Origin of the sequence: Pseudomonas sp. R32 (genome assembly GCF_009866705.1) — a bacterium.
GTDB lineage: Bacteria > Pseudomonadota > Gammaproteobacteria > Pseudomonadales > Pseudomonadaceae > Aquipseudomonas > Aquipseudomonas donghuensis.
On record NZ_CP019396.1, the window covers coordinates 2,525,387 to 2,548,099 of the forward strand.

A 22,713-nucleotide genomic window follows, 5' to 3' on the forward strand; every position below is an offset into this window, starting at 1 on the left:
TCGCTGGCAAGGCCCGCTCCTACAGGGTCGGTGCTGTTCTCTGGATGGATACAAGACCTGTGGGAGCTAGTATCGAAAGGCCTTGATCAGAACTCGGTCGGCTGAATGATCTCGACCCAGTAATCATCCGGGTCCTTGATAAATGCCAGGTGCTTCATGCGGCCGTCGCTCAGGCGCTTCTGGAAGGCGACGCCCAGTTGCTCGAAACGCTCGCACGCTGCACGGATATCCGGCACCGAGATGCAGATATGGCCGAAACCGCGCGGGTCGGTGTTGCCGTTGTGGTAGGCAAAGTCGGCATCGTTCTCGGTACCGTGGTTGTGGGTCAGCTCGAGGATGCCAGGGATCGACTTCATCCACTCGGTGCGCTTGGCAGCATCCGCCGGAATCTGCGCCTTGTCGACCAGGGCGAGGAAGTACAGGCTGAACTCGGCTTGCGGGAAGTCGCGCTTCTCCACCAGGCTGAAGCCCAGGACGCGGGTGTAGAAGTCCAGGGACTTGGCAACGTCCTTGACTCGCAGCATGGTGTGGTTGAAAACGAAGTTGTGGGTCGCGGCATCCGGTTGCGCGGTGACACCGGGGAGGGTGTCGAGATGGTTCAGGCTCATGGGCTCTCCGCATTTGAGGCTGGCAACAGCGCTGCCAGCAAAACAGTCAGGGCGTCATGATACGGAACTGAAGCGATTGCGCAAACGATTTGCGCCCCGCCTTTGTGGGGCGGGGCGCAAGAATTAGAAGCCCGCCGAAGCGGGCGTATGGGGCGCTAGTCCGTTAGCAGCCTTCATCCTGATCCAGTCGATGTGAAAAATGTGTGAAGGTGTTTTCTACTTGCGCAACCAGCTGTCGACTGTCTTGGCACCGTACTGTTCCTTCCAGGCTTTCAGCCCGCGGTGGTTGCCGCCTTTGGTCTCGATCAGCTCGCCGGTGTGCGGGTTTTCATAGACCTTTACCACCCGTGCGCGACGCTGTTTGGGCGCGCTGACCGAGCCTTTATGGGCGGCTTTGGGGTCGAGGATGGCAATAATATCGCGCAGGCCCTTGTCGTAGTGTTTCATCAGGTCGACAAGTTTTTTCTCGAACTCGATTTCACGCTTGAGGCCGGCGTCCTTTTTCAGCGCCTCCAATTGCGCCATTTGTTCCTGAAGGGCCTTTTCGGCTGCGCGGAACTCTGCAAGTCTGGACACTGTCATCACTCCTTTAAGTCTGCAGTGGCCCGGCATGCGTGAAGATCAGCAACATTCTGTATAACGCAGCCGCCACCGGGTTGGGCACAACATCGCACTAATTAAGAGTGTAGTAGTCGGTGCGCAGCGGGTAAACATTAAACTTTTATATTGCTGGTTATGGAACTTTCTTAATTACGCCTCCTCCCCGCGTAAAGAACTAGTGGGTGCTGGGGTTGGTGCCTTAGACCATGGTCCAATGGCCCGTTCCAGAGCGGTTGCGAGATGATGAACGGTCAACGTCGACTGTCGTCGGCGCTGGGAGCATTGTCGGCGCCGGGATCTGCGCCGGCTGTTTTTTGCCTTTCTTTCGGATTTCGCTTCTCATGTTTGCCCCATACCCTCTCGCGCCCGGGCGCAGCCTTGTTGGCCTGCTCGCGATGTTTGCTGCTGTCTCGACTCAGGCCGCTGGTTTTCTAGAAGACAGCAGCGCCAAAGTCGAAGCACGCAACGTCTACTTCAACCGTGACTTCCGTGATGGTCATACCAGTTCCAATCAGGGCGGATCGAAACGTGAAGAGTGGGCCCAGGGCTTTATTCTGAATGTACAGTCCGGCTATACCGAAGGCACTGTAGGATTTGGTGTTGATGCATTGGGTATGCTCGGGTTTAAACTCGACTCCAGCCCGGCCGACAGTAACAGTGGTCTGTTGCCGTCCAGCGGGCACGATCCGCGTCGCTCGGTAGACCAGTACGCGAAGATGGGTGTGGCCGGCAAGATGCGTTACTCGCAGACCGTGCTCAAGGTCGGTTCGATGTTGCCGGACATGCCGTTGCTCAAGTACAACGACGGCCGTTTGCTGCCGACCATGTTCCAGGGCGCGATGCTGACCTCGGAAGAGTTCAAGGACCTGAAGTTCACCGTGGCGCGCCTGGACAAGTACACCGCCCGGGACTCTACCGACCGCCAGGACATTCGTGTTCACTGCAAGAACAAACGCTACGCCTGCGATACCACGGCCGATCATTTCGACATGGCCGGCGTCGACTACAAGTTCAACGATCGCCTGAGTGCGCAGTACCAGGTGGCCAAACTTGAAAACATCTACCGTCAGCACTTCTTTGGCCTGGTCGTCAGCCAGCCGCTGAGTGTCGGCAGCCTGTCGGCAGACCTGCGCTTGATCAAGAGCGATGACATCGGCCGCGCGCGTGCCGGCGATATCGATCACCGCGCCTTCAGCGGCATGCTCGGTTATAGCCTGGGCGGGCACAAGATCAGCGCCGGCTGGCAGCGCATGTACGGCGAGAATGCCATGCCATACCTGGATGGCAGCAACCCGTACCTGGTCAACTATGCCCAGGTCAACGACTTCGCTGCGGCCCAGGAGCGTTCCTGGCAGCTGCGCTACGATTACGACTTCAAGGCCATGGGTGTACCGGGCCTGAGCTTCTTTACCCGCTACATCAACGGCGACCATATCAAGGTCCCGGGCAGCCTGGCCGAGGGCAAGGAGTGGGAACGCGACAGCGAGCTCAAGTACCAGATCCAGAGCGGCACCTTCAAGGATGTCAGCGTACGCCTGCGTAACTCGACCTACCGCAGCAACTACGAGAAGTATGCCCGTGACATGGACGAAACCCGGGTGATCGTCAGCTACAACTTCTCGATCTTCTAACCAACAGTACGTTGCCATTGCGCGCCGGCCAGCCGACTATAGGGGCTGGCCGGGCCATGGAAACGACGTGCGATGAAACAACTGCTGTTGATTGGGATCGGGCCGGGCAATCCGCGCCAGATCACCCTTGAAGCCATCGACGGGCTCAACCGTGCCCAGGTGTTCTTCGTGCTCGACAAGGGCGCGGTCAAGGATGAGTTGCTGCAACTGCGCAAAAACATCCTTGAGCGTTTTGTCGATCGGCCCGGGTACCGCCTGGTGCAGGTCGACGACCCGCTGCGCGATGGCGCGGCCAGCGACTATGTCGGCGCGGTGCAGGCGTGGCACCAGCAGCGTGCAGCGCTGTATGCCAACCTGATCGACAACGAACTGGCTGACGGCGAATGCGGCGCTTTCCTGCTCTGGGGCGAGCCGACGCTGTATGACAGCACCCTGCGCATTCTTGAGTTGGTACAGGCCGCAGGCTTGCCGCTGAGCCTTGAAGTGATCCCCGGCATCAGCAGCGTCCAGGCCCTGGCCGCCGCTCACCGCATCCCCTTGAACCGTATTGGTGAACCCCTGACCGTGCTGCCCGGGCGGCGCCTGGCTGAACAGCCACGCATCGACAACCTGGTGGTCATGCTCGATGGCCAGTGTGCCTTTGCGGCGCTGGATGACCCGCAGTTGCACATCTACTGGGGCGCTTACCTGGGCACCGCCGACCAGATCCTGATTGCCGGGCCGTTGCTTGCGGTCAAGGCGCAGATCCTCGCCGCCCGAGAACAGGCGCGGGCGCGCAAGGGCTGGATCATGGACACTTATCTGCTGCGTCGGCCGCTGTAGCCAGGCGGTTCTTGGCCTCGATCCACTGGGCCATGTACTGGGTGCTCTTGTGCTGGTGGTGACGGAGCATGGCGCCGGTGAAGTTGAACAGCCGGTGCTGGTCGAGGTCGGCCAGGGCGTATTCGATCCGTTCGACCAGGGCGCTGGCGTGCTGGCGTCGGTCGTAGCGTGCGCTGAGCAAGCGGCGCGCGTCCTGCTGAGCCTGGTTCCAGCGCGTTTCATCGCTGTACAGCGTTGCTGCGGCTTCGGCCAGGCCTTCGGCGGTGTCGGCGATCGCCCCAGGCCAGGGCAGGGCGCCATGCATGGCTTCGGCGCCGATGGGGGTGGTGACGCTGGGCGTGCCGCATTGCATGGCATCGGTAAGCTTGCCCTTGATCCCGGCGCCAAAGCGCAGCGGTGCCAGACAGATGCGCGCGTTGCTCATCACTTGCAGGGCGTCTTCGGCCCAGTTCATGATGTGAAAGCCTTCGCCCGGTTTATGCAGGGCGGTGGCCTTGGGCGGAGTGTAGGCGCCGTAGATATGCAACTGCGCTTGCGGCAGGCGCCGACGGATCATCGGCCACAGGCTGTTCTTCATCCACAGCACGGCATCCCAGTTCGGTGCATGGCGAAAGTTGCCGATGCTGAGGAAATGCGCACGCTCGGCGAATGGTTTGAACGGCTCGCTGGGCGCATCGAGCATCAACGGGCACCAGTGCAGCAGGTGCTCGGGCACGCCGAAGCCATTGAGCAGCAGGTCGATCTCGACATCGGAGATCATCAGGCTCAGATCGCTGCGGTAGATGGCGGCGAGTTCGCGCAAGGTCAGGTCGGCGCTGGCCATCTGCCGATAGAGGTCGGGGCCGGACGTGTTGAATAGCGCGCGAAAGTCATTCGGGTCCAGGCCCTCGACCAGGCGCCTGCGCAGCAATTGCTGACGGGCATCGCGCAGGCTTTGCAGGTCGGAGGTTTCCAGCACGCGCAGGGCGTTGGGGCAGTGTTTTTCGACGCGCCAGCCGAACTGCTCTTCCATCATGAAACGGTCGAACAGCACCACGTCCGGTGCCAGTTCGCTGACAAAGCGGTCGAAGCTGCTGTCGTTGAGGGCGATGGCCTGTTCGGCAATGCCCAGGCTGGCCAGGTCGGCCTTGTGCTCGCCGATGGCTGCGGGGCTGCTGAAGGTAATGCGCCAGCCGCGCTGCACGAAGCTTTCAAGGATCTGCATCATGTGCGAGCCGGCAGCTGATGAGCGTGGCTCGGGCCAGACGTAGCCTATGACCAGGACGTTGAGGGCGCGGGTGAGCATGGCGATCGGGGACCTTGGCAAAAGCGCGTATTAAAGCAGATTCCACCTCCACTTATCCTTGAACTGCCGGGAGAATGCCCTGCACTGTGTCACGCAACTGATCAATGCTGAACGGCTTGGCGATCTGGTGCATGCCAGCCGGCACCTCCAGGTTGTCGCCATAGCCACTGGCAAACAGCACCGGCAATGCCGGGCGCAACTTCCGGGCCTCGACGGCCAAGGCCTTGCCGTCCATGTCCGGCAGGCCGACATCGGTCATCAGCAACGCCAACGGTTGTTGCAGATCTTTCAATGTCTTCAGTGCCGCTTGAGCATCGGCAGCTTCGAGCACCTGATAGCCAAGCTCTACCAGCACCTCGACCGTCAGCATGCGCACGATAGCGTCATCTTCGACGACGAGCAGGGGCTGGGGTGTCTGCGCCATGGTGGGTTTCCTGTACAAAAAGTCTGTGCATTATCTGTAAGCCGGGCACGCCTTGAGGTTCCCTCTACGCTGGATAAAGCTTCCCGAATGAGCAGCATAGCGGTCTATCAGAAAGCAGGGAACGTTTGCGCAAGGTACCGCTCAAATGCTGGCTAAATGCCCTACCAGAATGGCCAAAGGCGTTTAGACTCGGAGTAGGAAAGGCTGGCAGAGTGGCCTCTCCAGCGGAAAACAGAACGATCATTCGAAAATCCACCACACTCTTTCGTTTGCTTCCTTTGCTCGGGCGTCTTGAGATGATTCAACCAGCCTCAATCGATCAGCGTAGCTTCCGTAAACTGTTGGCCCGCAACATCGGCCTGCCCTTGGGGGTTGGACTGCTCAGTGCCGTGGTGTTCGTGACCATCATCAGTTACCTGTTGTCGGCCATCCAACGGGTCGAGCATACCGACCGGGTGATCAACAATGCCAACGAGACGATCAAGCTCTCGATCGACATGGAGACCGGCATGCGCGGCTTCCTGCTCACCGGCGAAGAGCGCTTCCTGGACCCCTATGCAGTGGCCAAGCCGCAGGTGATGGTCGGGATCAAAGGCCTGGAGCAACTGGTGGCTGACAACCCGCAACAGGTCGATCGCCTGGAACGTGTGCTGGGCCTGCAGGAAGAATGGAACGCCTTCGCCAACACGATGATCAGCCTGCGCCGTGACAACGGCAATTATCGCCAGGCTATCGGTTCGGGGCGGGGCAAGCGCCTGACTGATCAGATCCGCAAGGAATTCGACGCGTTCATTGCCATGGAGCAACAGTTGCGGGTGGCACGCAACGACAAGGTCAATACCACCACCCTGGTGTCGATCTCCGTGTACCTGGTGTTTGTCATCCTGCTCAGCGCCCTGCTGGCCTACCTGGGCCGCCGCGACCTGTTGGCGCTGTCCAGCCGCTATGCCAGCAGCCTTGAGTCGCAGCAACGTGCCAACCAGCGCCTGGAGCGCCAGGCCTGGTTGCGTACCGGGCAGACCGAGCTGGCCGGCCAGGTACTGGGACAGTTGACCCTGCCGATGCTCGGCAACAATATCCTGCGCTTCTTTGCCGGTTACCTGGGCAGCGCCGTGGGTGCCCTGTATGTCCGCGACGAGCACGGTGGGTTGCGCCGGGTGGCCAGCTACGGGCTGTCAGCCGAACAGGCTGCGCAGGATCAGGTCGTCGGCAGCCAGGAAGGTATTCTGGCCCAGGCAGTGATTCAGGAGCGCCTGCTGCGCCTGGACGATCTGCCGGCTGACTATTTCAAGGTCAGCAGTGGCCTGGGCGAGGGTTTGCCGCGTAGCGTGCTGGTGATCCCGACCCGCAACGACGGGCAAGTCAATGGCGTGGTCGAACTGGGCTTTTTGCGCAGCCTGGATGAGCGCGAGCTGGAGTTCCTCGAGCTGGTTGCCGGCAACCTGGGCACCTCGATCGAAAGCGCGCGCTACCGCCAGCGCCTGCAAGAGGTGCTGGCTGAAACCCAGCAGCTCAACGAAGAGTTGCAGGTCCAGCAGGAAGAGCTGAAAACGGCCAACGAGGAGCTTGAAGAACAGTCGCGGGTACTCAAAGAGTCCCAGGCCCACCTGGAAATCCAACAGGCCGAGCTTGAACAGACCAACGAGCAACTGGCCGAGCGCACTGAAGCGCTGGCCGAACAGCGGGATGTCCTGGATCGCAAGAACGGCGAGCTGAACGAGGCCCAGGTCGAGCTGCAGGAGCGCGCCGAAGAGCTGCAGCGCTCAAGCAAGTACAAGTCCGAGTTCCTCGCCAACATGTCCCACGAGCTGCGTACGCCGCTCAACAGTTCACTGATCCTGGCCAAGTTGCTGGCCGAGAACGCCGAAGAGAATCTGACCGACGAGCAGGTCAAGTTTGCCGAGTCGATCTATTCGGCGGGCAATGACCTGCTCAACCTGATCAATGACATCCTCGATATCGCCAAGGTCGAGGCCGGCAAGCTTGAAGTGCGTCCGGAAACCACCCACGTGGCGCGACTGACCGAAGGCTTGCGCACGCTGTTCGAGCCGCTGGCCAATGAGAAGCAGCTGGGCTTCACCGTCTCGGTCGAGCCGCAGGTGCCGCCGACCCTGTACACCGACCGCCAGCGCCTGGAGCAGATCCTCAAGAACCTGCTGTCCAACGCCGTGAAGTTCACCGAGCGCGGCGAGGTGAGCCTGAGCGTTGGCTGGCAGGCCGGCGCGGGTATCGTTTTCTCGGTGCGCGACAGCGGCATCGGGATTGCCGCCGATCAGCAGCAGAGCATTTTCGAAGCGTTCCACCAGGCCGACGGCACCACCAACCGCCGCTATGGCGGCACCGGCCTCGGCTTGTCCATTTCACGGGACCTGGCGCAGCTGCTTGGCGGCCAGATCAGCGTCGACAGCAGCCTGGGCAAGGGCAGCGTGTTCAGCTTGACCCTGCCGGAGCGTTACGAGCCGATTGTTGATCAAGGCCCGGCGGTGATCGTGCATCAGCCAGCCGTGGTGGTCGCCGCCCCCGCGCCTGAAGTTGAGCCAGCGCCATGCCAGGCGCCGGGTTTTGCCGACGACCGCGACCAGGCGCCGTTCAGCAACCGCTGCATCCTGGTGATCGAGGACGAGCCGAATTTTGCCCGCATCCTCTACGACCTGGCCCATGAGCTGGGCTACAGCTGCCTGGTCGCCCAGGCTGCCGACGAGGGCTTTGAGCTGGCGGCAAGCTTCATCCCCGACGCGGTGTTGCTGGACATGCGCCTGCCGGATCATTCCGGGCTGACCGTGCTGCAGCGGCTCAAGGAGCAGGCCAGTACCCGGCACATTCCGGTGCATGTGATCTCGGTCGAGGACCGGGTCGAGGCAGCGCTGCACATGGGCGCCATTGGCTACGCGGTAAAACCGGCCACCCGTGAAGAACTCAAGCAGGTGTTCGCCCGCCTTGAAGCCAAGCTGACCCAAAAGCTCAAGCACATCCTGCTGGTCGAGGATGACGACCTGCAGCGCGAGAGCATCGCCCGCCTGATCGGCGACGAAGACATCGAGATCACCGCCGTGGGCATGGCCCAGCAAGCCCTGGACCTGCTGCGCGAGAATATCTACGACTGCATGATCATCGACCTCAAGCTGCCGGACATGCTCGGCAACGAATTGCTCAAGCGCATGTCCGACGACGACATCCGCGCGTTCCCGCCGGTGATCGTCTACACCGGGCGCAACCTGACCCGCGAAGAAGAGGCCGACCTGCTCAAGTACTCGCGCTCGATCATCATCAAGGGCGCGCGCTCGCCTGAGCGCCTGCTCGATGAAGTGACGCTGTTTCTGCACAAAGTCGAATCCACGTTGTCCCATGAGCGACAGCGCATGCTCAAGACCGCGCGCAGCCGCGACAAGGTCTTCGAAGGGCGCAAGCTGCTGGTGGTGGATGACGACGTACGTAACATCTTTGCCCTGACCAGCGCCCTGGAGCACAAGGGGGCGATTGTCGAGATCGGGCGCAATGGCCGCGAAGCCATCGAGCGCCTGGAGCTGCACGAGGACATCGACCTGGTGCTGATGGACGTGATGATGCCGGAGATGGACGGCTATGAAGCCACCCGCCTGATCCGCAAGGATCCGCGCTGGCGCAAGCTGCCGATCATCGCCGTCACCGCCAAGGCGATGAAGGATGACCAGGAGCGTTGCCTGCAAGCCGGGGCCAACGACTACCTGGCCAAGCCCATCGACCTGGACCGCCTGTTCTCGCTGATCCGTGTCTGGCTGCCGCAACTGGAGCGAATTTGAGTATTGAACGCAACACCGATATTGAAATCCGGCTGTTGATCGAGGCGATCTACCTCAAGTACAGCTACGACTTTCGCGATTACTCCGGCGCCTCGATCAAGCGCCGGATCCAGTACGCCTTGCGTCAGTTCGACTGCAAGACCGTCTCGGCCCTGCAGGAGCGGGTGCTGCACGATCCGAGCATGTTCATGCAGTTGCTGCAGTTCCTGACCATCCCGGTCAGCGAGATGTTCCGCGACCCCGAGCATTTGCTCGCGGTACGCCAGGAAGTGGTGCCGCTGCTGCGCACCTGGCCGTCGATCAAGATCTGGATCGCCGGCTGCAGTACCGGCGAGGAGGTCTATTCGATGGCCATCCTGCTGCGTGAGGAGGGCTTGCTGGAACGCACCATCATCTATGCCACCGACATCAACCCCAGCTCCCTGGAGAAAGCCAAGCAGGGCATCTACAGCATGCAGAACATGCGCCTGTATGCCGAAAACTACCGCAAGGCAGGCGGGCGGGGCGAGCTCAGCGACTACTACACCGCGGCCTATGGCAACGCCATCGTCGACAGCAGCCTGCGCGACAACGTGACCTTCGCCGACCATAGCCTGGCGACCGACAGCGTGTTCTCCGAAACCCAGTTGATCTCCTGCCGCAACGTGCTGATCTACTTCAACAAGACCCTCCAGGACCGCGCCTTCGGCCTGTTCCACGAGTCGCTGTGTCATCGCGGCTTCCTGGTGCTGGGCAGCAAGGAAACACTGGACTTCTCGGCCTATTCCGACAAGTTCGAGGCGCTGGTCAAGCCCGAACGGATCTACCGCAAATCATGAACGGGGTCCAGGCGATTGCCCTTGGCGCCTCGGCAGGGGGCGTCACTGCCTTGCTCACGGTGTTGCACGCCTTGCCGCCAGCGTTTCGCATTCCGATGCTATGTGTGCTGCACCTGCCGGACGACCGCCATAGCCACCTGGCCGAGGTTCTTGGCCGAAGGCTCAAATGCCCGGTGCATGAAGCCCGTGACAAGGAGGACATCGCTCCCGGCACCCTCTACGTCGCCGGGCCGGGGTATCACCTGTCAGTGGAACGCGACCACAGCCTGTCGTTGAGCCAGGAAGAACGCGTGCATTTTTCCCGGCCGTCGATCGACGTGTTGTTCGAGTCGGCGGCCGACGCCTACGGCCCGGGCCTGCTCGGGGTGCTCCTGACCGGCGCCAATGAAGACGGTGCCCACGGCCTGGCACGGATCAAGCAACAGGGCGGGCGCACTGTCGTGCAGGACCCCTCGCAGGCGCAAGCGTCGACCATGCCGCGTGCGGCGCTGGCGTTGCACCAGCCCGACTACATACTCCCCTTGAATGGCATCGGGCAATTGCTCGCCAGCCTGGAAGCCCCTGAATGCTAAGGCACATACAAGCAAAACTGCTGATCGTCGATGACCTGCCAGAGAACCTGCTGGCCCTGGAGGCATTGATCAAAGGCGAAGACCGCGAGGTGCACCAGGCCCAGTCTGCCGACCAGGCCCTGGCGCTGTTGCTCGAACACGAGTTCGCCCTGGCGATCCTTGATGTGCAAATGCCCGGAATGAACGGCTTCGAACTGGCCGAGCTGATGCGCGGCACCGAGAAGACCAAGAACATTCCCATTGTCTTTGTCAGCGCCGCCGGGCGCGAGATGAACTACGCCTTCAAAGGGTATGAAAGTGGCGCGGTGGATTTTCTGCACAAGCCCCTGGACAGCCTGGCGGTCAAAAGCAAGGTGACGGTGTTCGTCGACCTGTTCCGCCAGCGCAAGGCCCTTGGTCAGCAACTGGAAGCCCTGCAGCGCAGCCGCGAGGAGCAGGAACAGCTGCTGGCGCAGTTGCAGGTCACCCGTCGCGAGCTCGAACATGCTGTGCGCATGCGCGATGACTTCATGTCGATCGTCTCCCATGAAGTGCGCACGCCGTTGAACGGCCTGATCCTGGAAACCCAGCTGCGTAAGTTGCACTTGGCCAAGGGCAACGCCGATGCCTTCACCCTGGACAAGCTGCGCGCCATGGTCGAGCGTGACGAGCGGCAGATCAACAGCCTGATCCGCTTGATTGAAGACATGCTCGACGTCTCGCGGATCCGCACCGGCAAGCTCTCCATACGCCCTGGCCAGTTCGACCTGGGGCAATTGGTCGGCGGCTTGATCGAAAACTTCCAGGCCCAGGCCGTGGCCGCCGAGTCGCAGCTCGAATTCAACGCGGGTGTCACGCTGGCGGGGATGTGGGATGAGTTCCGGATCGAGCAGGTGGTCGCCAACCTGCTGACCAACGCCCTGCGCTACGGGGCGAAAAAACCGGTGCAGGTGCGCACCTTCGAGCAGGGCGGCATGGCCTGTGTGGAGGTGCGCGACCATGGCATCGGCATCAGTGAGCACAACCAGCAGCGGATCTTCCAGCAGTTCGAACGGGTCGCCTCCAGCCAGAGCAGCGCGGGGCTGGGCCTTGGCCTGTATATTTCCGAGCAGATCGTCCTGGCCCATGGCGGCAGCATCGGCGTGCACAGCGTCGAGGGTGAGGGCGCGACCTTTACCGTGCGTCTGCCGCTGCCGCAGGCATTGCGTGAAAATGGCCGGTCGCAGGCAACCTCTGCCTGAGGCCAGGGTCGTATGGCGATGTTATCGAGCATTTTAGAGAGCAAGGCATTGGCATGAGTGAAGATGCGCAGGACGTCGTACTGGTGGTCGAAGACGAGCCGGTGATTCGCATGGTTCTCGAGGACTACCTCAAGGGTGAGGGTTACCACGTGCTGGTGGCGCAAGACGGCAAGCAGGCCTTCGATATTCTGGCGCGCAAGCCGCACCTGGACCTGATCGTCACTGACATGCGTTTGCCGGGCGGGATCTGCGGGGTACAGATCGCCGAGCCCGCCGTCAAACTGAGGCCGGACTTGAAGGTGATCTTCATCAGCGGTTACCCGGCAGAAATCCGCGAATCAGGCAGCCCGATCGCCTTCAAGGCGCCAATCCTGGCCAAGCCGTTTGACCTGGACAGCCTGCGTGACCAGATTCAGGAGCTGTTGCGCTAGTGTCCTGGTGACACTTCCCACGCTATCCCTCACAGGTGGCTGATTTCCCTCATCGTGCAAAAAGCGTCCGATAGCTACCTTGTGAATCGCCACAGGGAACAGGCGCTGCGCTTTATCGTCCGGCAGGGGGACGCCACCAATACCGGTGGTGAGGCACGTGGTGGTTGTACACAACATCCGCTAGGTGGTCGGGCCATTGCACGAATCGGCGACCCGTCTATTGCCCGCGCTGTCGATCGCATCGTGCCATCGGGAGACAGCTACCTGCCACTGGAACCCGAGTCCCAAGCCTGCATCGACGCCCATGGCATTCCCTACAGCGCCTGGTGACTCATGCCATCGAATTCAGGCTTTCACCGCGCAAGGTCCGCTCGATCCCGCCCAACAGCATGCTTTCCATCAGCGCCAGGCCCTGGGCCTGGGGCAGTTGCGAGGCTTGCAGCCAGCCAGGCAGGCTGTTGAGCAAGTTGGCGATGACATGGGCAGTGACTTCAAGTGCCTTGCCGCGCAAGGTTGCCTTGGGCACTAACAGACGCAGCAGAGCGCTTTCATACTGTTGACGCAATTGGCCGATGTGAACCTGTTGCTCAGCACTCAGGCAGCACAGGTCACGCTCGGCCAGACGAAACTGCAGCGGCCGCTCGGCATGCAAGCCCCAGTGGGCGGCAATCACCTCGCCCAAGGTCTGCTGCTGGGCTCGACGTCCCGGGTTGAGCGTGGCCAACAACTCCTCGAACAGCTCTTCGATCAGATCGAACAGCAAGTGCTGTTTGCTCGGAAAGTGGTGGTACAAGGAGCCTGCCGTCAGCCCCAGGTGCGCGGCCAGTTCACGCATGCTGACCTGGCCGAACCCCTTCTCGGCGAACAACTCCAGGGCCTTGTCACGCCGCTCTTCAAAGTTCGCACAGCGCAAAGCGGCGTCCATGGCAGGGCTCCCTAGTAGGTGAAGAAACCGCGACCGCTCTTGCGCCCCAGGTAGCCGGCGGCAACCATTTCCTTGAGCAGCGGAGCAGGGCGGTATTTGCTGTCGTTGTAGCCTTCGTGGAAGGCTTCGATGATCGCCAGCAGGGTGTCCAGGCCGATCAGGTCGGCCAGGGCCAGCGGGCCGATCGGCTGGTTGCAGCCCAGGCGCATGCCGGTGTCGATGTCTTCGGCGCTGGCCAGGCCTTCCTGGAGGACGAAGATCGCTTCGTTGATCATCGGCACCAGGATGCGATTGACCACAAAGCCCGGGCGGTTGCCGGCACTGATCGGCGTCTTGCCGACTTTCTCGGTCAGGGCCAGAGCCTTGGCGTAGGTGGCATCACTGGTTTGCAGGCCGCGAATGATCTCGACCAGGGCCATCATCGGCACCGGGTTGAAGAAGTGCACGCCAATAAAGCGCTCAGGCAGGCCGACCGCCGCGCCCAGTTGGGTGATCGACAGCGACGAGGTGTTGGTGGCAATCACGCACTGGTCGCTGACGCTGGCGGCGATCTGCTTAAGGATGCGCAGCTTGAGCTCGAGATTTTCAGTGGCGGCCTCAATGACCAGCCCGGCCTGCTGCAGCTGCCCGTAGTCGGTGCTGGTGCGAATCCGCACCAGCGCCGCTTCGGCGTCTTCAGCGGTGAGGGTCTGCTTGCTGACCTGGCGCTCGAGGTTCTTGCGCAAGGTGGCGACGCCGCGCTCCAGGGCCGCGTCGGTCACATCGATCAGGGTGACCTGGTAACCGGCCAGCGCACAGACCTGGGCAATACCGTTGCCCATGGTGCCGGCGCCGATCACGGCAATATTTTCAATACTCAACTTAAACTCCTTGCTCAAACGCGTTCGAAGACGATGGCGATGCCCTGGCCGCCACCGATGCACATGGTTGCCAGCGCGTAGCGGCCCTGAATGCGCTGCAGTTCATGGATGGCCTTGGTGGCGATGATAGCGCCCGTGGCGCCGACCGGGTGCCCCAGGGAAATGCCCGAACCGTTGGGGTTGACCTTTTCCGGGTCGAAGCCCAGTTCACCGGCGACTGCACAGGCCTGTGCGGCGAAGGCTTCGTTGGACTCGATCACATCGAGGTCGGCGACGCTGAGGCCGGCCTTGTCCAGCACCTTGCGGGTTGCCGGTACCGGGCCCAGGCCCATCAGTTCGGGCTCGACGCCAGCGTGGGCGTAGGCTACCAGGCGCGCCAAAGGCTGCAAGTTATGGCGTTTGACGAAGTCACCGGTAGCCAGCACCAGTGCCCCAGCACCGTCGTTCAGGCCACTGGCGTTGCCGGCGGTGACGGTACCGTCTTTCTTGAACACGGCCTTCATGCCAGCGAGCTGCTCGGCGGTTACTTCGCCGCGTACGTGCTCGTCGACCTCGAAGCGTACCGGGCCTTTGCGGCTGGGAATCTCGATCGGCACGATCTGGCTGGCGAAGCGGCCTTCGGCGATGGCGCGGGCGGCGCGGCGCTGGCTGGTCAGGGCCAGTTCATCCTGCATCTGGCGGGTGATGCCATTGCGCTCGGCAACGTTCTCGGCGGTGATGCCCATATGAAAGCCGGCGAACGGGTCGTGGAGGATGCCGAGCATATAGTCGACGCCCTGCAGATCACCCATGCGCGCACCCCAGCGGGCTTGCGGCAGCAGGTAAGGGCCGCGGCTCATGGATTCGGCGCCAGCGGCGACAACCGCTTCGGCATCGCCCAGCAGCAGGCTTTGCGCGGCTGAAACGATGGCCTGCAGGCCCGAGCCGCACAGACGGTTGACATTGAAGGCCGGGGTTTCCTTGGGAATACCGGCGTTCATCGCCGCGACCCGGGCCAGGTAAGCGTCGCGCGCCTCGGTCGGAATGACGTTGCCCATGACCACATGGCCGATCTGTTCGGGTGCCACACCGGCGCGCTCGATGGCGGCGCGGGTCACGCTGCTGGCCAGATCCGCCAGGGGCAGGTCCTTGAGGGCGCCGCCGAAGCTGCCGATGGCCGAGCGTACGGCGCTGACTACGTAGATGTCCGGGGTATTCATGATCGACTCCAGTGTGCGAAAGCGTGGCGTGGCGGGGCTGGCGTCTGCCAGAATGCTGCCCACGGCCACCTTCAGGTTGGCTTTGAGTCTAGGCAAAGCCTGCGGGCGGGCCTATGCCATAACTGTCCAGTGACACTGGTATTTTTTGCCACACCCTTGCGGAAACCGCCATGCGGGAAAACGATACAGTCGCCGTTTACTTCGTCCATACCATGCTCCATGCCCTGCGCGCCCAGCCTGAGCGGGCCGTCGCGCTGCTGGTCGAAGCCGGTATCGATCCGGCAGTGCTGCAAGCGCCCGCCGCGCGTGTGCCGGCGCCGACCTTTGCGCGCTTGTGGTTGTTACTGATCGAGGCCCTGAACGATGAGTTTTTCAACCTCGACAGCCATGGCATGCCGCAGGGCAGTTTTGCCCTGATCTGCCGCGGCCTGATCCAGGAGCCAACCCTGGAAAAGGCCCTGCGCCAGTGCCTGAACAACTTTGCGCTGTTCTTGCGCGATATTCGCGGGCAATTGACGGTCAGGGGCGCACGCGCGGTGATCAGCCTGCGCACCGCCATCGACGACCCGCTGACACGGGTGTATGCCGAAGAAACCTTCCTCGCGCTGGTGATCAGCCTGCTGTGCTGGCTGGCGGGGCGGCGAATCGTGATTGACCGCACGGCGCTGACCGACAGGCGCCCGGCCCAGGAGGATGATCCGTTACTCTGGGGCGCCAACGTGCAACTGGGCAGTGGCCACACCGAGATCGAATTTGCTGCTGAATACCTGCGCTTGCCGGTGGTCCAGGACCTGACGGCATTGAAGACCTTCCTGCGCAGCGCCCCGCAATGGTTGGTAATCCGCTACCGCAACCAGAATGGCCAGGTGGCCCAGGTGTATCGCTACCTGCGTGCCCGCCAGTACGGCCAGTGGCCGACCCTGCTGGCCATGGCCGAGCGCCAGGGTTTGAGCCCCAGCAGCTTTCGCCGCCAACTGGAGCGTGAAGGCCGCTCGTACCAGCAGATCAAGGACGAGGTGCGTCGGGCCATGGCTTTTGAATGCCTGCGCCAGCCGCACCTGAGTATTGCCGAAGTCGCCGAGCACACGGGCTTCCAGGAGCCCAGTGCGTTTCACCGGGCGTTCAAGAAGTGGACTGGCGAAAGCCCCGGCAGCTATCGTCAGCGCATGCTCAGTCCTGCAGCCGCGCCGCCAGTTGCTTGACCCTGACCAGGTCGCCACCGGCTACCTTGGCCACGCCCTTGCCATATTCAGGATCGGCCTTGTACAGGTACGACAGCATGATGTGCTTGCTGTCGTCATCGCTGCTGGCCAATGACTGGCCGAAGCTGTTGATCAGGTCGCGGCGGTCTTTCTTGTCGTAAGAACGGAACAGTTCACCGGCTTGCTTGAAGTTCTGCTGGCGCTCGATGCCCTGTTGCTGGGTGCTGCCGCTCAAGGGTAGCCGGCTGTAGCGCGCCGACTCGGTCGAGGGGCGCGGCATCAGGCGGCTGGGTTCGTAGTTGACCCCGCCAACCGTGCGTGAGGCATTCAGGGCGCCATCCTGGTTGGCGTTGTTGACCTTGACCCTGGGCTGGTTGATCGGCAGGCCGCCAGCATTGGCGCCAACCCGGTACATCTGGGTGTCGGCATAAGAGAACAGCCGGCCCTGCAGCAGGCGATCCTCCGAGGGCTCGATGCCCGGAATCAGGTTGGAAGGCGCGAGCGCCACCTGTTCGGTTTCCTGGAAGAAGTTGCTGACGTTGCGGTTGAGCACCATCTGCCCGACTTTTCGTTCAGGTACCCCTGGCCAGATCTTGGTCGGGTCCAGGGGGTCGAAGTCAAAACCCGCCAGTTGCTCGGGTTTGAGGGTCTGGATGTACAGCTCCCACTTCGGATGGTCGCCGCGGTTGATGGCATTGACCAAGTCGCTGGTCATGTGGCTGAAATCATGCCCCTGAATCTTGGCCACCTCGCCAGGGGTGAGGTTCTTCTGGCCTTGCAAGGTTTTCCAGCGGAACTTCACGTAGGTGGTTTCACCGTCCCTGTTGACGAACTTGTAGGCATGCACGCTGTTGCCGTCCATGTGTCGATAGCTCAGTGGCGTGCCTTCGTTGGAATACAGCAGGGTCAGGGTGCGGGTGGCTTCGGGCATGTGCGAGAGCAGGTCGAAGCGCCGCGCGTCGTTGCCCAGATTGGTGCGTGGGTCGGGCTTGAAGGCGTGGACCATGTCGGGGAACTTGATCGCATCGCGGATGAAGAAGGTCGGGAAGTTGTTGCCGACCAGGTCCCAGTTGCCATCGGCGGTGTAGAACCGCGTGGCGAAGCCGCGCGGGTCGCGCAGGGTTTCCGGTGAATGCAGGCCGTGTACTACCGAAGAGAAACGCACGAATACCGGGGTTCGCTCCCCCGGGGTGAACACCTTGGCCCGGGTCAGCTCAGAAATGTCGCTGGAGGCGATGAACTCGCCATGGGCACCGGTACCGCGGGCATGAACGACACGCTCAGGTATGCGCTCGCGGTCGAAGCGCTGAAGCTTCTGGATCAACTGCACATCCTGCAGGAGGGCGGGGCCAGTGCCGCCGGCAGTCTGCGAGTTCTGGTTGTCGCCTACCGGGGCGCCGTTGTCGCGGGTCAGCGGAGCGGCGAGGGCGCTGCTGGCAATCAGCACGGCCGAGGCGAGTATGCCCAATGTGTAGCCTGAAAAACTGCGGGTACTCATGATGACTGTCCTGTCATGGAAGGGGAGCAGCCGATGATAGAAACGACGGGACAGTGTACCCAGATGGGTTTTCATTACGCGGCGTCAGACTTCTCCGGAACTCGCTGGCGACTATGGGGGGGACCCGACACTGCCTCAGTGCCGGGTTGCTGCAGCGCCTCTACGGCATTTGCTTGAGCAACTGCTGCAAGCGCGCCTGGCCTGCAGTGTCGAGGGCGAATACCGGCCGCCGCGGTTCACCCACCGGCAAGCCGGTCATGCCCAGCCCGGCCTTGATGGTCGCCGGCAGGCCACCCTTGAGGATGAACTCCAACAGTGGCAGTTGACGGTAGAACACCGCCTTGGCCGCGTTCAGGTCGTTGGCCTGCACGGCCTGGTACAGCTGCTGGTTCAGCGCGGGGATCAGGTTCGGTGCGGCGGTGCACCAGCCGCTGGCGCCGGCCACGAATGCCTCCAGGGCCAACGGGTTGCAACCGTTGTAGAACGGTACCTTGCCCTCGCCGAGCAACTGCAGCTTGTGCATGCGCTGGATGTCGCCGGTGCTCTCCTTGACCATGGTCACGTTTTCGACCTCGCGCACGATGCGCAGGATCAGATCCACCGACATGTCGGTACCGCTGGTGGCCGGGTTGTTGTAGAGCATGATCGGCAGCTTGATGCTGGCGCCAATGGCTCGGTAGTGCTCGAAAATCTCCGCTTCGGTGAGCTTCCAGTAGGCCGCCGGCAGCACCATCACCGCATCGGCGCCGTGTTCCTGGGCAAAGCGCGCACGGCGAATGGCGCCGGCAGTGGTCAGGTCGGAGACGCTGACGATGGTCGGTACCCGCCCGGCAATGTGGCGCAGGCTGAACGCGGCCACCTGTTGCCATTCCAGGTCGCTCAGGTAGGCGCCTTCGCCGGTGCTGCCGAGGGGGGCGATGGCATGCACGCCGCCGTCGATCAGGCGGTCGATCGAGCGGCCGAGGGCGTCGAGGTCAAGCTGCTCGCCGTCGGCACTGAACGGGGTGATGGTGTAGCCGATGATGCCGTGAAAAGTCTTGGACATGAAATCTACTCCGCAAGGTAAGTAAAAAAGCTCGGATCAGTTCAGGCAGTCGCCATGCACCCGCAGGCACTGGCGCGCATAGTAGTTGAAGGCAGCGCTGTGGCGTTTGGGCCGGGAGATCCAGTCATGGGCTTCACGGCCCAGCTCAGGGGCAATCGGCTTGATGCTGCCGGCGGCCATGGCCAGCAGTTGCAGCTTGGCGGCGCGCTCGATCAACTGGGCAATCACGCAGGCTTCCTCGATGCTGGCGCCGGTCGACAACTGGCCGTGGTGCGAGAGCAGGATGGCGCGCTTGTCGCCCAGGGCTGCACTGATGATCTCGCCTTCTTCGTTGCCCACCGGCACGCCGGGCCAGGCTTCGAGAAACGCGCAATCGTCGTACAGCGGGCAGAGGTCCATGTGCGACACCTCAAGCGGCACTTCCAGCATCGACAGGGCGGCGACGTGGGTCGGGTGGGTGTGGATGATGCAGTTCACATCCGGCCGCGCGCGGTACACCCAGCTGTGGAAGCGGTTGGCCGGGTTGGGCATGCCCTGGCCTTCGAGCACTTCCAGGTCTTCGTTGACCAGCAACAGGTTGCTGGCAGTGATTTCGTCGAAGCCCAGGCCCAGTTGCTGGGTGTAGAAGGTGCCCGGTTGCGGACCGCGGGCGCTGATTTGCCCGGCAAGGCCGGAGTCGTGGCCGTTGTCGAACAGAATCCGGCAGGTCAATGCCAGCTTTTCGCGCACAGTCCACGTATTATCGGCAAGCGAGCCTTGCATCTGCTTAAGGGCCTGCTGAATCAGCTGGTCCTTGGGGAGTGCCATTGTCTTGGCCATGGGGCTATCCTCGGTGGCGTGATGGGTTGTCACGGCTGACCACCCCGGTTGCTTGGAAGGTGACGGGGCGGTCAGGCTAATGACACAATCAAGGCTATATGACACAAAGTGTCATTAGCAAGAAAAAACTTGCCCATGGCATTGGGAAAACCGCGTCGCATGTCTATTCGATTGAAATTGTTAAGAAAAAAACTGGGTATCACCCTGGATGCGCTGGCTGAAAGCTCCGGCATGACCAAGAGTTACCTGTCCAAGGTCGAGCGCGGATTGAATACCCCCTCGATTGCCGCCGCGTTGAAGCTGGCGCGCGCCTTGAATGTCAATGTCGAGGAACTGTTTGCCGAAGACCAGCCAGGCCATGCGCGCTACAGCCTGGTGCGCAGCGGCGAGCGCCAGGCGGTGGTGGGGCAGGCGCCGGGTTATACGGTGCTGGCCAAGCAGATCGGCAGCCGCAGCCTGTTGCCTTTCATCATCAGCCCGCCGCCGGAATTCAGCGATGCCTCGTTCAAGGAGCATCTGGGCGAAGAGTTCCTGTTCGTCCATGAAGGCCAGGTGGAGGTCGACTTTGGCAATGAACGGGTCATTCTCGAACGTGGCGATGCGCTGTATTTCAACGCCCAGACGCCACACCGCCTGCGTTCGCTGGGCGAGTTGCAGGCCCAGTTGCTGGTCGTGGTGCACGACACCGAGAGCTGATCCCCATGGATGCACACTCCCGCTTCTGGCGTGACCCGGCGCTACCCTTCATCGAAGCACGTCGCGTCGCCGATGGCCGCAAGGTCTGTTATGCGGCGCATTCGCACGAGAGCTTCTCCCTTGGCGCGATCACTGGCGGACGCAGTACCTATGTCAGCGGCGAGCGCCACCAGCAGGTGGCGGCTGGCACCGTGGTCTTGATCAATCCTGGTGTGGTGCATACCTGCAATCCCATCGACGGTCAGCCCTGGTCGTACCTGATGCTCTATGTCGACTGGCCGTGGTTACAGGCGTTGGGCTTCTCGCCACTGGCGGCGATCAGCAGTACTTCGGCGTCGTTGTTCGACGAGGTGCTCAGGCTGTTTGACGTGTTGTTGGATGCGCAATACCCGGCCGCGCGCAAAGAGACCGCACTGCGGTTGTTTTTCGCCGGGCTCAGCCAGCGCCTTGGCGGTTTCGAGTGCTCGGCGCAGCAACCTGACCCGCGCTTGCTGGCGGCTGCGGCCTTTATTCGCGAGCATTGCACCGAGCCTTTGCGCCTTGAGGCCATCAGCCGGGCCGCCGGGTTGTCGACGTCCTACCTGATCAGGGCCTTCAAGCAGCAGTTCGGTCTCACCCCTCATGGTTATCTGCTCGACCAGCGTGTGCAATATGCCCGTGCCCAGTTGCGGCGCGGGCGCTTGATTGCCGAGGTGGCGCTGGAGGCCGGTTTTGCCGATCAGGCGCATTTGCAACGCGCCTTCAAACAGCATCTGGCCGCGACCCCGGGGCATTACCGTTCAGGCCAGTAGCAGGTAGAGGGCGCTGGCCAGCAATATGAACGCCAGGCTGCGATTGAACAGCCGCATGCGCCGTGGATTGCCCAGGTGCTGGCTGATCCTGCTGCCAGCCCAGGCCCAGGTGGCGATCGAGAGATAGCAGATAACCAGGTAGATGCCGGTGAACTGCCATAGCAGACGGGATTCACCGTTGTCGACATAGGCGCCGATCCCGGCCACACAGGCCAGCCAGGCCTTGGGGTTGAGCCATTGCAGGGCGGCGCCGGCAAGCATCGACGGTGCATTCTGGTTGCCGGCTGCGGCCAGCTCACCGCCGTCGCTGGCCAGTTTCCAGGCCAGGTACAGCAGGAATGCCACGCCAGCCCAATGCAGCACCTGAGTCAGTGCCGGCCAATAGCGCAACAGCTCGTGCAGGCCGAGGCCGATCAGCACCAGCAGCACGCCAAAGCCCAGGGTTGCACCGCCGACATGCCGCAGGCTGGCGCGCAGGCCATGGCGGGCGCCAGCGCCCAGGGCAATGATATTGACCGGGCCAGGGGAAATGGAAGCGGCCAGCGCGAAGGCGGCCATCGATAGCATCAGGCTCATGGGATCAGTATCCGGTAGTGGGGAACCGGCACAGACTAAGGGGCGGGAGTGGGCGCGTATTGAAGAAAATTACCCTGATTATTTTCAAGTAAAAATTACAGGTGTTGTGCCGGGTTCGCTGTTTTTCTTTTATTGATAACCGATCAGCATGCAATCACTTTCAACCACAGGCAGTGATCGTCATGCACAACCCTCATCCGTCCTTATTGAACCAGACCGTCGTCGTGCTCGGCGGTGCCAGCGGTATCGGTGCGGCAGTCGCGCGCCAGGCCCGAGACCGTGGCGCACGGGTCATTGTCGCCAGTCGCCAGCCAGGTCCGGTTGGCGAAGGTATCGAAGCAGTGACGCTCGATATCACCGATACCGGGGCGTTGCACGCCCTGTTTGCCGACATTGGCACGGTCGATCACCTGGTGATCAGCGCCGGGCCTGCGGTACAGGCCAAGCCCCTGGCGCAAAGCGACCTGCAACGGGCCCGCGAGGCCTTCGAGGTCAAGTTCTGGGGCGCCTTGCAGGCGGTCCAGGCGGCGCTGCCCTACCTTTCGCCACGCGCCAGCATCAGCCTGACGTCGGGGTTGCTGTCGCGCAAGTTCGTCCCCGGGCAGTTGATCAAGACCACGCTCAACGCCGCTCTCGAGGCTCTGGGCAAGCAACTGGCCAAGGAGCTTGCGCCGCGTCGTGTCAACGTCATCAGCCCCGGGCTGACCGATACCGAAGCGTACGCGGCGATGGATACCGCGCAGCGTGTGGCGATGTTTGACCGCGCCGCGGCCGGGCTGCCGGTTGGGCGGGTGGGGCAAGCCGATGAGGTCGCCGCGGGCTTTATCCTGGCCATGGAGAACGGCTTCATGACCGGCAGCATTGTCGATATCGACGGCGGTGGGCTGCTGTGAGCCGATGAGCGGGCGCAGG

The 22,713-nt window shown here is 62.2% G+C and carries 23 protein-coding genes; 12 read left to right on the forward strand and 11 right to left on the reverse strand.

What is annotated here, in order from left to right:
• Positions 1–86: 86 nt before the first annotated feature.
• Positions 87–608: a lactoylglutathione lyase gene (gene gloA / locus PspR32_RS11765; RefSeq protein WP_010221965.1), complete on the reverse strand. Its 522-nt coding sequence runs from the start codon at positions 606–608 to the stop codon at positions 87–89.
• Positions 609–824: 216 nt separating this feature from the next.
• On the reverse strand, positions 825–1,184 hold the full coding sequence (locus tag PspR32_RS11770; protein WP_036995862.1) for a histone-like nucleoid-structuring protein, MvaT/MvaU family: 360 nt from the start codon (positions 1,182–1,184) through the stop codon (positions 825–827).
• 365 nt (positions 1,185–1,549) lie between these two features.
• Here PspR32_RS11770 and PspR32_RS11775 point away from each other — a divergent pair, with 365 nt between their 5' ends.
• A complete protein-coding gene (locus PspR32_RS11775; RefSeq protein WP_100782697.1) occupies positions 1,550–2,839 on the forward strand; it encodes an OprD family porin in 1,290 nt (429 codons plus the stop codon).
• A gap of 72 nt (positions 2,840–2,911) precedes the next feature.
• Positions 2,912–3,661 (forward strand): precorrin-6A synthase (deacetylating), encoded by a 750-nt coding sequence (gene cobF, locus PspR32_RS11780; protein ID WP_010221968.1) that lies wholly within the window; start codon positions 2,912–2,914, stop codon positions 3,659–3,661.
• On the opposite strand, the gene PspR32_RS11785 is transcribed toward cobF, so the two are convergent.
• Both PspR32_RS11785 and PspR32_RS11790 read right to left on the reverse strand, forming a co-directional pair.
• On the reverse strand, positions 3,627–4,946 hold the full coding sequence (locus PspR32_RS11785; RefSeq protein WP_010221969.1) for a glycosyltransferase: 1,320 nt from the start codon (positions 4,944–4,946) through the stop codon (positions 3,627–3,629). The genes cobF and PspR32_RS11785 overlap by 35 nt on opposite strands.
• Before the next feature lie 52 nt (positions 4,947–4,998).
• Positions 4,999–5,370 (reverse strand): response regulator, encoded by a 372-nt coding sequence (locus PspR32_RS11790; protein ID WP_010221970.1) that lies wholly within the window; start codon positions 5,368–5,370, stop codon positions 4,999–5,001.
• A gap of 296 nt (positions 5,371–5,666) precedes the next feature.
• On the opposite strand from PspR32_RS11790, the gene PspR32_RS11795 reads away from it, so the two are divergent.
• The 6 genes from PspR32_RS11795 (at position 5,667) to PspR32_RS11820 (ending at position 12,520) form a co-directional block, all read left to right on the forward strand.
• On the forward strand, positions 5,667–9,149 hold the full coding sequence (locus PspR32_RS11795) for a response regulator (RefSeq protein ID WP_159388519.1): 3,483 nt from the start codon (positions 5,667–5,669) through the stop codon (positions 9,147–9,149).
• Positions 9,146–9,967 (forward strand): CheR family methyltransferase, encoded by an 822-nt coding sequence (locus PspR32_RS11800; RefSeq protein ID WP_010221972.1) that lies wholly within the window; start codon positions 9,146–9,148, stop codon positions 9,965–9,967. Before PspR32_RS11795 ends, PspR32_RS11800 begins: the two co-directional genes overlap by 4 nt.
• Positions 9,964–10,539, forward strand: coding sequence for a chemotaxis protein CheB (locus PspR32_RS11805; RefSeq protein ID WP_036995859.1), 576 nt, complete (start codon positions 9,964–9,966; stop codon positions 10,537–10,539). Before PspR32_RS11800 ends, PspR32_RS11805 begins: the two co-directional genes overlap by 4 nt.
• Positions 10,533–11,759 carry a hybrid sensor histidine kinase/response regulator gene (locus PspR32_RS11810; protein WP_010221974.1) on the forward strand — a complete coding sequence of 409 codons (1,227 nt, stop codon included), beginning with the start codon at positions 10,533–10,535 and terminating at the stop codon, positions 11,757–11,759. Before PspR32_RS11805 ends, PspR32_RS11810 begins: the two co-directional genes overlap by 7 nt.
• A 53-nt stretch (positions 11,760–11,812) precedes the next feature.
• Positions 11,813–12,190 carry a response regulator gene (locus PspR32_RS11815; protein ID WP_010221975.1) on the forward strand — a complete coding sequence of 126 codons (378 nt, stop codon included), beginning with the start codon at positions 11,813–11,815 and terminating at the stop codon, positions 12,188–12,190.
• Positions 12,191–12,271: 81 nt separating this feature from the next.
• The gene (locus PspR32_RS11820; protein WP_159388520.1) at positions 12,272–12,520 is read left to right on the forward strand and encodes a hypothetical protein; all 249 of its coding nucleotides are present in this window, start codon (positions 12,272–12,274) and stop codon (positions 12,518–12,520) included.
• Position 12,521: 1 nt separating this feature from the next.
• Here the strand turns inward: PspR32_RS11820 and PspR32_RS11825 are convergent, their stop codons facing one another.
• The 3 genes from PspR32_RS11825 to PspR32_RS11835 are packed head-to-tail and all read right to left on the reverse strand — an operon-like array spanning position 12,522 to position 15,174.
• Positions 12,522–13,115: a TetR/AcrR family transcriptional regulator gene (locus tag PspR32_RS11825; RefSeq protein ID WP_010221976.1), complete on the reverse strand. Its 594-nt coding sequence runs from the start codon at positions 13,113–13,115 to the stop codon at positions 12,522–12,524.
• Between the two features lie 11 nt (positions 13,116–13,126).
• The gene (locus PspR32_RS11830) at positions 13,127–13,975 is read right to left on the reverse strand and encodes a 3-hydroxybutyryl-CoA dehydrogenase (RefSeq protein ID WP_010221977.1); all 849 of its coding nucleotides are present in this window, start codon (positions 13,973–13,975) and stop codon (positions 13,127–13,129) included.
• Positions 13,976–13,989: 14 nt separating this feature from the next.
• Positions 13,990–15,174: an acetyl-CoA C-acyltransferase family protein gene (locus PspR32_RS11835; protein ID WP_036995856.1), complete on the reverse strand. Its 1,185-nt coding sequence runs from the start codon at positions 15,172–15,174 to the stop codon at positions 13,990–13,992.
• 170 nt (positions 15,175–15,344) lie between these two features.
• Here PspR32_RS11835 and PspR32_RS11840 point away from each other — a divergent pair, with 170 nt between their 5' ends.
• Entirely contained in the window at positions 15,345–16,376 is a 1,032-nt protein-coding gene (locus PspR32_RS11840; RefSeq protein WP_010221979.1) for an AraC family transcriptional regulator, read from the forward strand.
• On the opposite strand, the gene PspR32_RS11845 is transcribed toward PspR32_RS11840, so the two are convergent.
• From PspR32_RS11845 to PspR32_RS11855, 3 genes are all read right to left on the reverse strand, one after another.
• Positions 16,345–17,874, reverse strand: a complete 1,530-nt coding sequence (locus PspR32_RS11845) for a catalase (RefSeq protein ID WP_036995854.1) — start codon at positions 17,872–17,874, stop codon at positions 16,345–16,347. The genes PspR32_RS11840 and PspR32_RS11845 overlap by 32 nt on opposite strands.
• Before the next feature lie 160 nt (positions 17,875–18,034).
• The gene (locus PspR32_RS11850; RefSeq protein ID WP_036995853.1) at positions 18,035–18,919 is read right to left on the reverse strand and encodes a dihydrodipicolinate synthase family protein; all 885 of its coding nucleotides are present in this window, start codon (positions 18,917–18,919) and stop codon (positions 18,035–18,037) included.
• A gap of 36 nt (positions 18,920–18,955) precedes the next feature.
• Positions 18,956–19,738, reverse strand: a complete 783-nt coding sequence (locus PspR32_RS11855) for an aldolase (protein WP_010221983.1) — start codon at positions 19,736–19,738, stop codon at positions 18,956–18,958.
• 159 nt (positions 19,739–19,897) lie between these two features.
• Between PspR32_RS11855 and PspR32_RS11860 the strand changes: the two genes are divergently transcribed.
• On the forward strand, positions 19,898–20,434 hold the full coding sequence (locus tag PspR32_RS11860) for a helix-turn-helix domain-containing protein (RefSeq protein WP_010221984.1): 537 nt from the start codon (positions 19,898–19,900) through the stop codon (positions 20,432–20,434).
• A gap of 5 nt (positions 20,435–20,439) precedes the next feature.
• Positions 20,440–21,225, forward strand: coding sequence for an AraC family transcriptional regulator (locus PspR32_RS11865; RefSeq protein ID WP_036995851.1), 786 nt, complete (start codon positions 20,440–20,442; stop codon positions 21,223–21,225).
• Here PspR32_RS11865 and PspR32_RS11870 read toward each other — a convergent pair.
• Positions 21,214–21,801: a LysE family translocator gene (locus PspR32_RS11870; RefSeq protein ID WP_036995850.1), complete on the reverse strand. Its 588-nt coding sequence runs from the start codon at positions 21,799–21,801 to the stop codon at positions 21,214–21,216. The genes PspR32_RS11865 and PspR32_RS11870 overlap by 12 nt on opposite strands.
• Before the next feature lie 182 nt (positions 21,802–21,983).
• Here PspR32_RS11870 and PspR32_RS11875 point away from each other — a divergent pair, with 182 nt between their 5' ends.
• Positions 21,984–22,694, forward strand: coding sequence for an SDR family oxidoreductase (locus PspR32_RS11875; protein ID WP_159388521.1), 711 nt, complete (start codon positions 21,984–21,986; stop codon positions 22,692–22,694).
• Positions 22,695–22,713 lie beyond the last annotated feature (19 nt).

What these genes read in the sequence shown, in the direction of transcription:
- gloA (WP_010221965.1), bottom strand. Translation starts at nt 608, where the DNA reads ATGAGCCTGAACCATCTCGACACCCTCCCCGGTGTCACCGCGCAACCG.
- PspR32_RS11865 (WP_036995851.1), top strand. Translation starts at nt 20,440, where the DNA reads ATGGATGCACACTCCCGCTTCTGGCGTGACCCGGCGCTACCCTTCATC.
- PspR32_RS11825 (WP_010221976.1), bottom strand. Translation starts at nt 13,115, where the DNA reads ATGGACGCCGCTTTGCGCTGTGCGAACTTTGAAGAGCGGCGTGACAAG.
- PspR32_RS11835 (WP_036995856.1), bottom strand. Translation starts at nt 15,174, where the DNA reads ATGAATACCCCGGACATCTACGTAGTCAGCGCCGTACGCTCGGCCATC.
- PspR32_RS11785 (WP_010221969.1), bottom strand. Translation starts at nt 4,946, where the DNA reads ATGCTCACCCGCGCCCTCAACGTCCTGGTCATAGGCTACGTCTGGCCC.
- PspR32_RS11850 (WP_036995853.1), bottom strand. Translation starts at nt 18,919, where the DNA reads ATGTCCAAGACTTTTCACGGCATCATCGGCTACACCATCACCCCGTTC.
- PspR32_RS11805 (WP_036995859.1), top strand. Translation starts at nt 9,964, where the DNA reads ATGAACGGGGTCCAGGCGATTGCCCTTGGCGCCTCGGCAGGGGGCGTC.
- PspR32_RS11875 (WP_159388521.1), top strand. Translation starts at nt 21,984, where the DNA reads ATGCACAACCCTCATCCGTCCTTATTGAACCAGACCGTCGTCGTGCTC.
- PspR32_RS11840 (WP_010221979.1), top strand. Translation starts at nt 15,345, where the DNA reads ATGCGGGAAAACGATACAGTCGCCGTTTACTTCGTCCATACCATGCTC.
- cobF (WP_010221968.1), top strand. Translation starts at nt 2,912, where the DNA reads ATGAAACAACTGCTGTTGATTGGGATCGGGCCGGGCAATCCGCGCCAG.
- PspR32_RS11845 (WP_036995854.1), bottom strand. Translation starts at nt 17,874, where the DNA reads ATGAGTACCCGCAGTTTTTCAGGCTACACATTGGGCATACTCGCCTCG.
- PspR32_RS11790 (WP_010221970.1), bottom strand. Translation starts at nt 5,370, where the DNA reads ATGGCGCAGACACCCCAGCCCCTGCTCGTCGTCGAAGATGACGCTATC.
- PspR32_RS11775 (WP_100782697.1), top strand. Translation starts at nt 1,550, where the DNA reads ATGTTTGCCCCATACCCTCTCGCGCCCGGGCGCAGCCTTGTTGGCCTG.
- PspR32_RS11860 (WP_010221984.1), top strand. Translation starts at nt 19,898, where the DNA reads ATGTCTATTCGATTGAAATTGTTAAGAAAAAAACTGGGTATCACCCTG.
- PspR32_RS11855 (WP_010221983.1), bottom strand. Translation starts at nt 19,738, where the DNA reads ATGGCCAAGACAATGGCACTCCCCAAGGACCAGCTGATTCAGCAGGCC.
- PspR32_RS11870 (WP_036995850.1), bottom strand. Translation starts at nt 21,801, where the DNA reads ATGAGCCTGATGCTATCGATGGCCGCCTTCGCGCTGGCCGCTTCCATT.
- PspR32_RS11815 (WP_010221975.1), top strand. Translation starts at nt 11,813, where the DNA reads ATGAGTGAAGATGCGCAGGACGTCGTACTGGTGGTCGAAGACGAGCCG.
- PspR32_RS11810 (WP_010221974.1), top strand. Translation starts at nt 10,533, where the DNA reads ATGCTAAGGCACATACAAGCAAAACTGCTGATCGTCGATGACCTGCCA.
- PspR32_RS11795 (WP_159388519.1), top strand. Translation starts at nt 5,667, where the DNA reads ATGATTCAACCAGCCTCAATCGATCAGCGTAGCTTCCGTAAACTGTTG.